Origin of the sequence: Beijerinckia sp. L45, from assembly GCF_009765775.1 — a bacterium.
Lineage (GTDB): Bacteria > Pseudomonadota > Alphaproteobacteria > Rhizobiales > Beijerinckiaceae > RH-AL1.
Genome location: NZ_LMUU01000259.1, coordinates 1 through 14,766, shown reverse-complemented (window position 1 = coordinate 14,766; position 14,766 = coordinate 1). Strand labels below are relative to the sequence as shown.

11 protein-coding genes are annotated in these 14,766 nt (G+C 59.7%); 4 read left to right on the top strand and 7 right to left on the bottom strand.

Annotated elements, in window-relative coordinates; genetic code table 11:
* Positions 1 to 277: 277 nt before the first annotated feature.
* Entirely contained in the window at positions 278 to 967 is a 690-nt protein-coding gene (locus tag GSQ79_RS26285; protein ID WP_158811703.1) for a response regulator transcription factor, read from the bottom strand.
* 392 nt (positions 968 to 1,359) lie between these two features.
* On the bottom strand, positions 1,360 to 2,733 hold the full coding sequence (locus tag GSQ79_RS26280; RefSeq protein WP_246725614.1) for a TolC family outer membrane protein: 1,374 nt from the start codon (positions 2,731 to 2,733) through the stop codon (positions 1,360 to 1,362).
* Positions 2,734 to 3,259: 526 nt separating this feature from the next.
* Between GSQ79_RS26280 and GSQ79_RS26275 the strand changes: the two genes are divergently transcribed.
* Complete coding sequence (locus GSQ79_RS26275) at positions 3,260 to 3,685, top strand: hypothetical protein (RefSeq protein ID WP_368669982.1); 426 nt, start codon at positions 3,260 to 3,262, stop codon at positions 3,683 to 3,685.
* A gap of 10 nt (positions 3,686 to 3,695) precedes the next feature.
* Here GSQ79_RS26275 and GSQ79_RS26270 read toward each other — a convergent pair whose 3' ends face one another.
* The 5 genes from GSQ79_RS26270 to GSQ79_RS26250 all read right to left on the bottom strand — a co-directional run bounded on the left by GSQ79_RS26270 (position 3,696) and on the right by GSQ79_RS26250 (position 10,216).
* A complete protein-coding gene (locus tag GSQ79_RS26270) occupies positions 3,696 to 4,991 on the bottom strand; it encodes an HlyD family type I secretion periplasmic adaptor subunit (RefSeq protein ID WP_246725599.1) in 1,296 nt (431 codons plus the stop codon).
* Between the two features lie 83 nt (positions 4,992 to 5,074).
* Complete coding sequence (locus GSQ79_RS26265) at positions 5,075 to 6,913, bottom strand: type I secretion system permease/ATPase (RefSeq protein WP_246725598.1); 1,839 nt, start codon at positions 6,911 to 6,913, stop codon at positions 5,075 to 5,077.
* A gap of 84 nt (positions 6,914 to 6,997) precedes the next feature.
* Positions 6,998 to 7,360, bottom strand: a complete 363-nt coding sequence (locus GSQ79_RS26260; protein ID WP_158811699.1) for a hypothetical protein — start codon at positions 7,358 to 7,360, stop codon at positions 6,998 to 7,000.
* Positions 7,357 to 9,276, bottom strand: a complete 1,920-nt coding sequence (locus tag GSQ79_RS26255) for a hypothetical protein (protein ID WP_158811698.1) — start codon at positions 9,274 to 9,276, stop codon at positions 7,357 to 7,359. Before GSQ79_RS26255 ends, GSQ79_RS26260 begins: the two co-directional genes overlap by 4 nt.
* Before the next feature lie 82 nt (positions 9,277 to 9,358).
* On the bottom strand, positions 9,359 to 10,216 hold the full coding sequence (locus GSQ79_RS26250; protein WP_158811697.1) for a hypothetical protein: 858 nt from the start codon (positions 10,214 to 10,216) through the stop codon (positions 9,359 to 9,361).
* A 601-nt stretch (positions 10,217 to 10,817) separates the two neighbouring features.
* Here GSQ79_RS26250 and GSQ79_RS26245 point away from each other — a divergent pair.
* The 3 genes from GSQ79_RS26245 to GSQ79_RS26235 all read left to right on the top strand — a co-directional run bounded on the left by GSQ79_RS26245 (position 10,818) and on the right by GSQ79_RS26235 (position 14,624).
* Complete coding sequence (locus tag GSQ79_RS26245; RefSeq protein ID WP_158811696.1) at positions 10,818 to 11,519, top strand: Hpt domain-containing protein; 702 nt, start codon at positions 10,818 to 10,820, stop codon at positions 11,517 to 11,519.
* Between the two features lie 4 nt (positions 11,520 to 11,523).
* The gene (locus GSQ79_RS26240; protein WP_158811695.1) at positions 11,524 to 12,192 is read left to right on the top strand and encodes a response regulator transcription factor; all 669 of its coding nucleotides are present in this window, start codon (positions 11,524 to 11,526) and stop codon (positions 12,190 to 12,192) included.
* 473 nt (positions 12,193 to 12,665) lie between these two features.
* A complete protein-coding gene (locus GSQ79_RS26235; RefSeq protein WP_158811694.1) occupies positions 12,666 to 14,624 on the top strand; it encodes a response regulator in 1,959 nt (652 codons plus the stop codon).
* The last annotated feature ends 142 nt before the right edge of the window (positions 14,625 to 14,766 follow it).

Sequence of the window (14,766 nt, the reverse complement as noted above, 5' to 3'; positions counted from 1 at the left end):
AGCCCTCAGGGCAAGAAGCCTCTCGGTCGATCGAGATACTTTGCGATTGGCTCACAACACGCTCCTGGCTCGAGAGGGCTCTAAGCGACATCGACATCGCGCGGGCAGCCGGAAGCATTTCGCCAGAAAGTCACTTAGCCATCAAACGCTCATGGGGCCTACGCCTGATGATCTTAGATGTGGATTCTTTGATCGCTAGCCGGCACGCTTCGCACGCGAACACGTCGGCGATCGAGAAGCGTGTCGACAAGACGGTTTGGTTCGATACTTGTTTTGCTCAAGCGCTCAATTGCATGGCTGCGGGCTCAGGAGAAAGCGTCTCGACCCTACTCTCGGAGTGCTCCTGGCTGCCCAGCGCCCAAACTGCGGCCTGGGTCCGATTTTCAGCACCGATCTTTCGCAGGATGACGCGGATATGGGCCTTGACCGTCGCATCGGAAATGTCGAGCCGCCTTGCGATATGCTTGTTGGACTGGCCCTTGGTGATGGCATCGAGAACCTGAAGCTCACGGCTCGATAGGTGATCCAGGCCACGCCCCGGCGTGGGCACCGGCGACGACGCAACGGCCCGGGCAATCGGTTCCGGGATCACCGTCGGGATCGCAATTGCTTGGCTGACCATGGACGTAATGGAGACCTGTTTGCCGAGCAGAAGATCGAGCGCCATCAGAAAGGCCTGTGGGCTTATCGTTCGCGGCAGGCAGCCGTTGGCGCCGGCATCGAACGCTTTCTTCAAACGCGGGCCTGAATCGTTTGAAAGGATGACGATACAAGCAGCGGGATAGATCTTATGCAGATCCGCGATTAGCCGAATGAAGGCGTCCGAGGTCGCATCGTCTGCGAGACAAATGCACAGGGCCGGTCTCGTTTTGGATAGGCCGCGTCGCGGCAGCACGTCGTCGCCATTCGTGCGCAACAAAACGCGAAAGTGTGAACGCGCAATAGTTGCCGCGACGCCCTCGACCATAAGCGAGTGCGCCCCAAAGATCGCCGTGCCGATCGGTTTCATGATCAATACTACCTTCTTGAGGATCTATGACGCGGTTTCGACTTTCTTCAGGTAATGCCCTTCTCACTACCCCGCCGGTTAAGATCCCAGAATCGCGGATCCCGTCGTGGAAGTTCAGGCTTGGCTTCGGTGAATATTTAACGATTCTTTTCTCATTTTCCGCAAGCGCTAACGTTTAAGTATTAAATGCTAGACCTTTGTATCTAATCAGAGCGCTTCCGTGGAGGAGCGCTACGAAGGCCTTGGAATATCTGGACTTATTTTAGACGCGCCATACAGCGTAACGGCCCGCACACGTGCATTTGATCGACGTGCACCGTGCAAGCCGGACAAGTGTGGCGTGAAGCCCTCTACTGGCCGTCCGGCGTCCGCAGACCGATCCACTTGTCCTTGACTTGGTCGTAGTGGATCGTCGGGTCGTATTGGACGACGTTGAGGGCAAGGTTGGCAGCGGAAAGACGCCCGCTCGCGGCCATGACGACGTAACTCGCCACTACGCGATCGCGCTGCGCCGAGACGAGATTGACGCGGGCGTTGAGCAGCGTCTGCTGCGCGATCAGGACATCAAGCGTCGTGCGCTGCCCGACCTTGGCCTCCTCGCGAACGCCGTCGAGCGCGATCTCCGACGACTTCACCGCCGCCTGCGACGAGCGAATGACGGCCTTCGCTGTCTCGAGCTGCCCCCAACTCGAGACCACAGTTGCCCGGATTATATCGCGCTGCAGGTCGGCCTGAAGGCGTGCCTGCGACAGCAGTTCCTTGGCCTGGCGAATCTGCGCATAGGCGGCGCCGCCCGTATAGATTGGCACCGACAGCTGAGCGAGCACGCTGGCATTGAACAGCCGGTTGTTCGGAGCGCCCTGGTACTGGTTGTTCTGCTGCACGTTGCCGACGACATTGACCGTCGGATAAAGCTGGCCTTCCTGCACCTGGACCTGCAACTGCGCCACGTCGACGTTGTGGAACGCTGCTTGGATCGCCGGATGCTCCGACAGTGCAACGGTGATCGCAGACTGCAGGTTCGACGGCAGCAGGGCATCGATCGGCCGGGCCGCTTCCAGGCGTTTCGGCTCGACGCCGATGATCTGGCGGAAGTTGGCGACGCTGTTCTGCAAGTTGGCTTGCGCCGTAAAATAGTTGGACCGCGCGGTGGCCAGGCTCGACTCGGCCTGGGCGACATCGGTGCGTGTGACTTCGCCGACGTTGAACCGGTCGCGGGTCTGGCGCAGTTGCTCCTCGAGAACGGTGATGTTGTTCTTGTTCAGATCGAGGATGGCCGTGTCGCGCAACACGTTCATGTACGCTGTGGCGCCGTTCTGCAGCGTGTTCTGTTCGGTATTGCGGATGGTCTCGCGCGCCTGCAACACGCCGGATTCGGCCTGGCGCACGCCGTTGACAGTCTGGTTGCCGTTGAAGATGGTCTGCGTGACGGTCAGGCCCGCCGCGGTGGGAAACGAACTGCCCTTGATCCGCTCGCCGCTCAGCGTGGCGTCCTCGTTGTTGTAGCCAAGCGATGCGGTTCCCGAAACCTGGGGGCGAAACCCGGATACCGCCCGGGACACGGTCTCGTCGGAAGCTCGCCCGGCAGCACGCTGCTGATTGAGATCGGGGTTGCCCATATAGGCCCGCGATAGTGCGCTCGAGATTGTCTCCGCATGTCCGGCACGCGATGAACCAACCAGACCCCACGATAGCGTCGCTGCCACGAAAAGCTTGGTCGGCATCGCCAAGTGGCCGGGCCTTCGGTTTCCCTTGTCCAGCACTTTTAAGAACATAGCCATCCGGTCCACGGCGCACCCCATGTTCTCGCGCAAACGTCGCCGCCATTTCAGCGTAGATGAATGCGATCTTTATGGTTAATAACTCGTTACCGAGCCTAACAATAAGGTACTAGACCATCTTGTTGTTGGCCCGAGGCGGCGAATATGATCGCCGACGCCAGGGTATTTCGGTGAATAGCGCAGTCAATAATGCGTTGTAGCTATAAACCGCGATATGATAATACTCGTTGCAGATGAGCCACGACTAGCTTTTGACTGACGCTTTTGACATGATTGAAGTCCGATGTGCGCAGACCGCCCAGATCAACATGTTTCGGAGCACGACATCGGTTTCGGCGGAGAGCCCAACCACGGGCGGGCCCCTGACTTTCTAGGGTTGGACAAAGCCGCCTATGCCACGGCTGACCGGCGGACCTTTCTCCTCGCCCTGATCGGTAATCTCGCGTTCGTTTGGTCCAACAACGAGAGCATGTTCATCTATCTGATCAAGGCCCTCATGCAGACGGACGAGGCCGCTGCGGTGATCGTCTTTGTCACTTTGAATACGGCGCGGTCTCGCATCGAACTCGTCGAGCGGCTCGGACGCGCCAAGGTCAAGGACAAAAACCTTCTGAAGGCGCTGAACACGCTGATCGAGCGTTTCAACGTGTGCACCCGCGTGCGAAACGAATTCAATCACTGCATGTATGGGATCGACGACACTGGAGTCATGTCTCACACCCAGTCTTTCCGGATTCGGGACATCGACGGCCTGCCGGCTCTCGAACGTCCGAAACCGATCGACGAAGGGCGCATCGCCCACCTTCTCGAAACGATCGAGGAAATGAAGCGGATCAACCGCGAACTCTGGGACTTGGTCCCAAGGCTGCATGCCCACCTTGCAGCCTTGGGGTGAGACGGAAAGCTCAGCGTTCGCGGAACGCGCGCGCCATGCTGTCCTTGAGGGGACGCAGGAGATAAGCGAGGAACGTCCGCTCGCCGGTCTTGATATAGATTTCGGCAGGCATGCCCGGCGTCGGAACGAAGTCTTTGATCAAGGGCAGTTGATCCTTATCGATCCGCACCCGCGCCATGTAGACGCCCGCCGACCGATCGATCCGCGGATCCTCCTGCAGAGAGTCGGCGGAGATGTAGACCACCTTGCCGGTGACCATCGGCGTCACGCGTGCGCTGAGCGCACTGAGACGCACCATCGCATCGGCCCCCTTCTTGACGCTATCGATGTCCTGGGAGCGAATACGCGCCTCGATCAGCAGTTCGTCGTTGAGCGGCAGAATCTCCATGATCGGTTTACCCGGCTCGATGACTCCGCCCGCGGTGTGATAGCCGAGCTTGATCACGGCACCGCGGACCGGCGCGGCAATCTTCACGCGGTCGACGATGTTCTTCGCGGTGCGCATCCTTTCGCGCGTATCATAAAGATCCGCACGAATGTCGACGAGCTGCTCCACCGCCGTCTTGACGGCGGTGTTGCGAACGCCCGCGATCTGCTCGTTGGCGCGAGCGATCTTATCCTTGGTATCGCCAATGTCGCCTTTCAAACGGCCCACCTCGCCGTCCATGGCGGCCCGGGCGCGGAGCAGAGCGAGCAGCTCCGGCCGTTTCACCATGCCTTGCGCGAGAAGGCTTTTCTTCGCTTCGATTTCTTCCTGGTACAGCTCGCCTTGGCGAACGACGGACGTCAGCTGAGTCTCCGTTCCGTTCAAATGTTCTTCAAGTGAACCGATGCTCTGTTGAAGAGTCGTGATCTCATTGAGGACACCGCGGCGATGCGTCTCGAACGTGAGCATCTGGTTTTCGATGACGGTGTTTTCCTCCGCGTTTTGGGCGTTGGCTTCGTAGGCGACCGGAATAGCGAGGTTTGGTCGCGCACCGGCTTCGGCCAGAAGGCGTGCCTCCACGGCCTCGAGCCGCATTTCCTTCAGGAAAAGCCGCCGCATATCCACTTTGGCGGCCGTCTCGTCGAGACGAATGAGTTCCTGCCCTTGTTCGACGATATCGCCTTCATGGACGAGAAGCTTTGCAATCACACCGCCCTCGAGGTTCTGGACGATCTTGTTCTGACCGGTGGCGACGAAGGCGCCCGACGTCACGACGGCGCCCGCGATCGGTGCGGTCGCGGCCCAGACGCCGAACCCCCCGATACAGGCTGCGGATATCCAAAAGCCTGTCAGAATGTGTCCGCGGGTTTGCCGGGGCACGTCCGAATACCAGGTTCTTGGTTCTGTCTGTTTTACAGTTTTGGCGCGAAACTTCATGACGGCCCCCCGGGATCTTGTCGTCTTCAGCTGGCCTGTTTCTGGCCAGCCAGCATTTTCATGATCTCGTCGCGGGGGCCGAACGCCTGCACGGTTCCGTTGTTGAGGATCAGAACCTTGTCGACGCTGGCGAGCAGCGTGGGTCGCTGCGTGACGGCAACGACGGTCATGCCGCGCTGCTTGGCGCGAAGGAGGGCATTCCCCAGCGCCACTTCACCGGCCGTATCGAGATTGGAATTCGGTTCGTCGAGGACAACGAAGCGCGGGTTGCCGAAGAAGGCACGCGCCAATCCGATACGTTGCCGCTGCCCTCCCGAAAGGGGGCCGCCATCCATGCCGATCACCGTCTCGTATCCCTGCGGAAATTCTGACACCACCTCGTGCACATCGGCCAGCGCGGCAGCGTCAAAGATCTGTTCGTCCGTCGCATCGTCGCGCATCCGGGCGATGTTGGCCTTGATCGATGCCGGAAACAGCTGAACGTCCTGCGGCAGGTAGCCGACGCTTTCACCGAACTGACGGACGTCCCAGTTGCGCAGATCCATCATGTCGAGGCGGATGTTGCCGGCGGTCGGCACGATCGAGCCGACGAGCATCTTGCCCAACGTGGATTTCCCAACGCCGGACGAGCCGATGATCGCCAGGGATTCGCCTGGCTCGAGCTGAAAGCTGACACCGTTCAGAACAACCTTCTTCGTCGATGGCGGCACGTAGAGGACGCGCTCGACCGACAGGCGACCTTGTGGGGCCGGCAGGCGCAACCGATCCTGGTTCAGCGGCGAGTTGACGATCAGACTGGTGATCCGGGCGTAGGCCGATCGCGCCTGGACGAAGCTGCGCCAGCCTTCGATGGTGCCCTCGATCGGGCCGAGAGCCCGACTTGCGACGATCGAGCCGGCGATGACCATGCCGCCGGTCAGCTGGCCGCCCAGAGCCAGTTCCGCGCCCCAGCCGAGGATCGCGATCTGCGTCGCCATTCTGGCGAACTTCGATATCGCGGCCATCGCGATGTTCCGGTCTTGCGCAAGGACCTGCGCCTTCAGCGACTCGGCGGTTTCCTTGCCCCAGATCGCCACCCCCTCCGGGATCATGCCCATCGCGTTGATCACCTGCGCATTCCGCGACATGGCCTCGGCTTGTTGGTTGGCGCGACTGGCATAGGCGTTGGCGAGGCCGAACGGCACCGCCGTCACCTTCTGGTTGAGCAGCGCGACGACAAGCAACACGATGCAGGAGCCGGTGACGATGAACCCGAGGTGTGGATGGATGAGGAAGACGACCGCAAGGTAGATCGGGCCGACCGGCGCATCGAACATTGTGATCAGGACGGGCCCGATGAGAAAGTTGCGGACCTGCTGGAGGTCGCCGAGAACTTGGAACTCGCGAACCGATCCGTTTTGCGCGGCCTTGGCGGCAGCAGCGAGGACCGCGCCACCGAGTTTGCTTTCGACTTCGACCGCGGTGCGCATGAGGATCACGCGGCGGACAGAGTCGAGCAGCACGTTCGCGACGATCGCCCCCAGAACGACAAGCGACAGCATGACGAGCGTGTCGAGGCTGCGACTTGTCAGGACGCGGTCCGACAGGTTGAACAGATAGATAGGGATCGCAAGCACCAGGATATTGATGAAGAAGGAGAAGAGTCCGACAGCGATCAAATTCCAGCGGACGGTGGCCAGGCCGCGCCCCAGCGAGTCGCGAAAGTCTTCGCCACTCGTTCGCCGCTCGAGGGGCGGAGCGTCCTTACCGCCGCCGCCACCTGCAGCGTCACGCGGCGGCTCGGTCTTCTCGCCAGGGCGCGGTGGTTCCGCAGGGACCGGCGTGGCCTTTGTGTCCGGCGCGGCCGTCTTCGCGTCCAAACGCATCGCTATACCGTCCGCTGCCATCGTCATCATATCCCCCCAAACTATGTCGCTACACACGCAGTCTGCTTGTCGGTCCTCAGCTGCTCACCCGCATGCGCCGCACGCCACCACGTGGTCGACCACGGCAACCCCACCGATGAGGCGTCCGACCGCAACCGTTTCGTAGCTTTCGATCCAGGTCCCGAGATCGAAGACGCGCGCTTTCGCCCAGCACACGAAGCGATGGCCGCACGGCATGACCCGGGCGTTGGCGGACGCCGCATCGATCTCGAGACGAATCCCGACATCCCCGACCAACGGATCCTCGCTGAAGATAAGTCCGCTGTATCCATTGACGGTTTGTGCAATCCTCACCGCGATGTCCGCATCGGGCGCGATGGTAGGGAGTTGCGTGTCGACGCACGCGATCGATCCGATCCACCACGTGGTGCTGACGGCGGTGCTCATGCCAAGGTCCCGGCCAGAATGTCGTGATGCGCCGCATCCGTTGTCGTCGGCAGCGCCGGGCTGCTGGGCGCGTCATGCGTCGTCCCGGTGTCGAGAAAGGCGACGAGTTCCGGCACCAGACTGTTGGGCGAGGTGCCGCTCGTATCCGCATGCGCCGTGACCAGGTTCGTCTGCACCAGCATCGAGGTCTCATAAGCGCCCCCGCCGACATACTGGCTGCCGAGAGTCCCCGCGGAAACGATGGCAGCCGAATTGGTGAGTGTGTTGTTCCCGGTCGTCACGCTCGCCGGAACGCCGGCACCGGCTTTGGAAAAGTCGGCGAGAACATTGGCGCTGTTGGAGATGACATTGGTCTGCGAGACCAGATTGAGATCATAGTAATTGCCGGTGACGAGCATGACGTTGATCGTTGTCCCGAGCGTTGGGAGGCCGGGAAATGCGGCCGCAGAGTCTCCGTCTGTCGCCAGCGACTGAACCAGGTGTTGCAGATCCGGCGTCATCGGGTTCGCGCCGCTGGTGCCGATATCGGAGATCGCGGCGTCGTTGGTAACCGTGTTATGCCCCGCGAGAACCTGGTCGGCGCCGCCGTTCGTCGGCGAGAAGGTCACGCCGACGGTGGCGTCGTTGAGAAGCACGTTCTCCTGATAAATCGCATTGGCTGTGTAGGAATTGCCGAGCACGATCAGAAGATCATAGGTCGGCGCATCGTGGGTTACCTCGAACTGATTGACCTGCGTGTTGCCGCCGAGAACGGCATAATAGTGATCGGTCTGCGGCGCGCCGGCGTACAATGTGTCGTTGATCAACACGTTTTGCTGTGTAACGGCGTTGACGTCGTAAAAGTCGCCGTTAACGACCTGGACGTTCCAATTCGTGCCGAGATCGCCACTCACGTTCGTGCTGAAGGTCAGGGGCAGCTGCTCGAAATGGGCGGTGTTTTGAACCGTGTTGCCACCGGTCAAAAGATCCTGGGCAAATGTCGACGACGCGGTCGCCAGAGAATCGATGTTTTGGACGACATTGCTTTGGACGATCAGGTCGGCATGGACCTCATTGCCCATGACGATCGTGGTGATCGGCGTTGCCGACGTGTCGCTGATCAGCGCCTCGTTGCCGGCGATATTGCTGCCGGTGACAATGGTCTGGCCGAGCGGTACGCCATCAGCGGTCGGCAAAGTCGTGTCGACCGTCGTTACCGGAAGCGTCAGGGCGGCAGGAGAGCCGTCTGACGAAACGAGGACGCCGTCAACGGTGGTCCCGAAATGAAGACTGTCTGCCGAGGATGTCGACCCGACAGCAAGACTGTCGCCAAAGCTTTTGAAGGTTACGACTTCTTGCGAATCCGTCTGCCCCAGTCCAGGCGCGTCCGCGGGGATCACCGCATAGGCTTGATCGATCATGTCATGGACCACCGGCGTCCCGTAAGGCATCGGTAAAAGTCCGCCATCGAAATGATCCACATACGATGCGTTCGCGATGAGCATGTTGACTTGGTGCACGTCGACAACGCCCTGATCCGCACCGTGCCAGTCGGAAGAAGCCGATTGCGCGTCCACGCTGTACCCGCCATCGCCACCGGCGCCGGCCTGTGGCGCATCGGGCGCGGCATCGGGCGGCGGCTGCAAGTGCAGGTGGGGAAGATGCGGCTTGACCAAAAGGGGATGCGCCGCGATCTTCGGAAGCCGCGGTACGAGATCATCGTGCTGTCTCGTCGCTGGCACATAGGACGGCGACGAGCCTGCCGTCGCCATATCCGGATGATGCTGGCCGCTGCGCAGTTGCTCGAGCGATGTTTGGCTGTTTTGGCCATCACGGCCCGATCCGTCCGGCTTCGACCATTCGCGATCGGGGTCGATGTCGAGGTGAAGCAACCCAACGAAATGGGTGATGATGTCCGTTACGGCCCCGATCTGCATGGCATTCCCCCGCCCAAAGCGGCCGATCGAATTCGCGATGGAGAGAGAAAGGAGAGGCGCTCGCGCGCCTCTCCTTCTGACATCACGAGGAGTGATGGCTCATGTGGTCGGACGACACGGGGTCCGTGGCTGTCGCAGTGTGCGTGACGCCGCCGCCGGTGACCGACTGCGTCAGCGAGTTGAACTGGATGTTCGCACCGAGGACGATGTTCTGCGTGAATGCGCTGAGGGTCGCGGTCGCAGATGCCACGGACGACACCGACGCGGTGATCGAATCGCCCACCGAGTGGCTGATCCCACCGGCCGACGCGTCCCCGCCCGAGATGTCGTGGGCGGTCTGGCTGAAGCCATCGCCGTCGTTCGTGAGGCTCACCGACGACAGCGAGTTGTTGGCGATGAGGCCGTTGACCTGGTCGACATGAAACGCGGTGTCCGTTCCATTGCCGGTAAAGTTGAAGTTGTCGCCGGAGCCCTGCAGGAAGTTGTTGGCGTCGGCGAGATTGAGCGGCGAGTCGGTCAGGTTGATCGGCACGTTATACGTGGTGTTGGTCGTCGTCGTGTCGAACGAGCCGGTGTTTCCGGAATATCCTGGATCGCTCGAGACCGCGGAAACCGCCGCGCTGACTTGGACCTGTACGGTGTCCTGAACGCTCACGGAGGTGTCGTTGATGTTCGCATTCAGATTGCCGTTGAGGTTTCCGTTCCCGTTGAGGTTTCCGTTCCCGTTGAGATTGCCGTTCGAGCTGTCAGAACCGGAGTAAGAACTCGCGTCCGAGCCCGAACCGGACCCCGACAGCGCACCGGACCCAGCCAGCGCACCCGCGCCGGCGAGGGAGCCGGCGCCGGAGAGCGAGCCGGCGCCCGAACCCGAGGTGGAGCTGCTGTTGGAGGGGTCGCTTCCGCCGTTCGAGGGGCCTTTGTTGTCGCTAGAAACACCCATGACACACGTCCTTCAAGGTTGGGCGCAATCCAAGGCAGCACGGGGCGATCGCGACCTAACGCGTCAATGATCGATGCCGATTTGTGGATTGGCGCCTGTTTCGTGGATCGTCGGACCGCCGTCATTGGCGCCGGATCGTCCACACCAATAAAAGACCACCGTAGATTATTTCGCACAAGAACTAGAACCACAATAATTCGATCTAGGACGAACCGTTTAAGTATAGCTTCTCGACGACGCCCTTAAGAAGACAGCTTACTTCGAAGCCGAGGCTTGCCTGTCTTGCTCTCGATGAGCCGAATGGAACGGCTGGTCTTTACGGCCGATCGACCGATCCGCAACCCCCGGGAGATTCAAAAATCGATTTCGACGATAAGTTGTGATTAGATCTTTGGGCTTAGCAATATTGCCGAGAATAACATTATACATGCATCTTTTGGCGAATTTGAGGAGTGCGGTTCATTTAATATATTCCTCAAAACCGCTGCCTGAATTCGCCCGTCAAAGAGGAGTAGGAACAGTGGCGAGATTTGAGGGTTTGCATCATTGCGGCACTGCGGCGGTCCTTCTAGTCGGCGGTTTCACAGTCGAGCGGATGATCATGACCGCCATGTTGACGGGGTTAGAATGCGGCGTCGATTGCGTTGCTGATACGCGGGAGATTTTGGCCGCCCAGTCTAGATCTTTCGATCTAATATTTCTGGATGCACGGCTCTTACATAGAAAACACCTGGCGATGCTCTCTCTTGTCGAAGCCCTACGCAAGTTCGGACCGCCGCACCACGACATACGTGCGGCGGTGATTACATATTCTGCGAAAACATCATCGGACCTGGCATTCGCGGATGCGCATATTCGCGTGCCGTTCGTAGCTGAAGACGTCCGTCGCATCGTCGCCCTTTACTGCGGATCAGCCTTGGCCGGTGGTGGGATAAAGCTCGGCGGCGACTTTGTGGCTGATGATGCAGACGACTCCTTTGCAGGGTACCTGGATAGAGCTGCCCTAGATCGAGCGCTTGTCGCTCTTCGCGCAGAGCTTGATGCTTTCGCCGCCGTCAGCGACCTGCAGGACCGATCTCACGTCGCGCGAAGAGCCCATGCCATCATATCCTCGGCCCGCATCCTCGGTTTTCCCGCCCTCGCTAGAGCAAGCCAGCAATTCGAACAATCCGTCGCCCAAGGAGAAATATGCGACCTGACCTACGAGGAATTTCTGACCCAAATCGATCGTGCCCGTCATCGTATTGATCATAACGTCCCGACACGTATCCCCGACTGCGTTTCCGCCTTAGTCACTGGATGATTCAATGTGTGTGAATTTGGAAATACCAATTGAGCAAAGGGTGGCACTAGTCGCTGACGACCACGAACTATTTCGTTCCGCCATTTCCACGATTCTTCAGCTGCACTGTGGGTTTCATAAGGTATTTGAAGTCGCATCTCTCGATGAAGCAATCGAGAAACTCGGGGAGAACGAGGCGATTACATTTGCCACGTTCGATCTAGGCATGCCGGGCATAAACCGAGCCGAAAATCTGCACAGCGTAAGGCAGATCTTTCCCGACCTCCGCGCCGTCGTCGTGGCGGGTTCGGAACGTCGTGACGATATGTTCGCGGCTATGATTGCGGGCATGCATGGTTATATTCCAAAGACAATGTCGACGCCGAAAATCGCCGCCGCCTTTCAGATGGTTGTTGAGGGCAAGATCTTTCTCCCCTGGAGCGTTGCACAACTGCCGGCCGCCGACGATAAAATCGAGCCGGGCGACGTCTACTTCACAACGCCGGCTTTTCAAGGAAAGTTAACGCCAAGGCAACGGGATGTTTTGACCTGCATCCGGGCCGGGAAATCCAACAAGGAGATCGCACGGGCGCTCGGACTGACCGAAAGCACCGTAAAGGTCCATACCAACGCATTGTATCGCACCCTCGGCGTCCGCAATCGCGTCGGGGCTGCATCCGCTAACATCGATTGATAGGATGACCCGGAGCCACGCCGATCAACGCGATTCCTCGCACCTGCGGTGTCCGGGATCATGACAGGCGTCTGCATCTTTCCCCTTAAATGGCCTTGGAGATCGCGATGCTGCACGGCTGCGGCCGCTGTCGTCCATGCGCTCTCCGTCTCAAGGACGGTGCTGACCGTGATCGCATCGCCTCGGCAACCTAAGGTCGCGTCGCCGCCCATCGCTTTGGCCCCAGCAGCCTTCGTAAGCGGAGGCAGAGGAGCTCACCTTCCTTCGTCCTGTTTGAGCGGCGGGACATCAGATCCGTTCTCGTTGTCCTCGGCCATTATGGGGATCGCAGGTCCCCTTGTAATGCTGCTCTTGTTTACAAGGGCGCGTGCGAAGCAAAATTACAGCCTGCTTCAGGTCCGCGCTCCCAACCGGCCGGTGCTCAATGACGTGCGACGCGTCTTGCATGCGGCAGGTCGAAAGGCCGGGCTCGGATGACCCATGTCACGGAATGCAAGATCGAGGATCGAGCGTTACACGACACAGCCTTTCTCGACAGGATTGTCAGGGTTTCGAGGGTGGGTGGCTGGGAGGTCGATCTTCGCTTCAATCAAGTCACGTGGTCGGCGCACGCGCGCGCGATCTTCGAGGTCGATGAAAGTGTTCAGCCGACTCTCGAAGGTCTTCTCGCGTTCGTCACGCCCGCGGCGCGGTCCCAAATGGAGCAGGCCTTTAATCGTGCCGTGCGCGACGGTCGGCGCTGGGATCTCGAGCTTCCGATCGTCACCGCCAAGGGCCAACATCTTTGGATAAGAACGGTGGGCGAGGCAGAACGCGTTGGGCACGACACCGCTCGCGTCGTCGGAACATTGCAGGACATTACGCATCGAAAGAAAGCCGAGCAGGAGCGCGACGCGGCACGTCTTCTTTTGGAAAGTGCGCAGGCCGCGGCGGAACTGGCGCGCCGCGAAGCGGAGGACGCCAGCCAGGCGAAGACCGATTTCCTCGCCACGATGAGCCATGAAATTCGCACGCCGCTCAACAGCATCCTCGGCTTTACGGAGATCCTGCTGGATCGGCAGACGTTGGGCGACGAGGACCGCACGACACTGCATCTTGTCCAGTCATCCGGGGTCGCCCTGCTGGATATCGTCAACGACATTCTCGACCTTTCGGCCATCGAAGCGGGTCGACTTGATCTCGTCTTAAAAGACTTCTCGGTCCGTGAACTCGTCGATTCCGCTGTCGCCATGGTGTCGAGCGCCGCCGTTTCCAAAGGCTTGGCGATCAAGCAAATGATCGCGCCTGACGTGCCGCCTTATGTTCGCGGCGATAAGAATCGCCTTCGTCAAGTCCTGGTCAATCTGCTCGGCAATAGCGTGAAGTTTACAGCGACGGGTTCGATCCGTGTCGTCGTGGAGACGGTTGGCGCTAATCCCAGCGGATCGATCATGTTTACGATCACGGACGACGGTATCGGTATTGCGCTCAACAATCAGTCGCGGCTGTTCAAGCGCTTTAGCCAGGGTGTCGGACCCGCGCTGTCGCGGTTCGGCGGGACAGGCCTGGGTCTTGCAATCAGCAAGTCACTGGTTGAACTGATGGGCGGCGCCATCGGCCTCAAAAGTGCCGAGGGGCAGGGGTCGTCATTCTGGTTCGTCGTTCTACTTCCGCGCGCAATCGAACCTCCCTTGCCGAGCAATGCAGAGCCTCAAGCGATCGCGCCCTCCACGACGGCGCGGATCCTTGTCGTCGATGACCTACGCATCAACCAGGATCTCGCGCGCCAGATTTTGACCGCTGCTGGCCACCACGTCGAGGCGGTCTCAAGTGGCAAGCAGGCGATTAAAATCGTTCAGGAGCACTCCTATGACCTTGTGCTCATGGATATACAGATGCCCGAGATGACCGGCCTTGAGGCCGCAAAAGCCATAAGGGCGCTCCGAGACCCTTGTCGAACGGTCCCTATTTACGCGATGACGGCTAACGTCTGGCCATCACGCTTATCGGCTTTCAGCGCTGCCGGCATAGACGGCCATGTTGATAAGCCCTTCAAACGTGCCGAACTCTTGAAGCTCGTTTCCGACGTTTTCGCGCTTCGGCGCAACACGCCAGACCTCGAAGCCTATGCTGCGCTCTACACGGCCGGCATGGACGAGATCACGGCAAGAGAGCTGCGCACTTCAGTCGGACCTCGAGTATTCGCGTCGCTTCTGCTGCATTTCAAGTCTCTGCTGACGCTGCGGTTTCGTCCGGGTGAAGCACGAGAGTTGCCTATGAGCCCGGACGAATGGGACGAGGTCATCGGAACGGCTCGATCGCTCGGATTCACGTGCTTTCAAGCAATATGTGAACTATCCAAGTCTGACCTTCTCAACAAAGGCCACGCCGAGGCATTGATGACGCAACAATTGCGCATCGCTCAAGCAATCAAGAATATATTTGAAGCATAATACTGGGTGCACTAGGCTCAGGACCTATAAAGCGACTTGCGGATGAGACGATGGCTTGATTCAGTGACGGTACCAGGAGGTGCGGTCATGAGTGATCTGATTTGGCTTTCACCGGCGCAGATGCGTCGCATTGCGCCGTGCT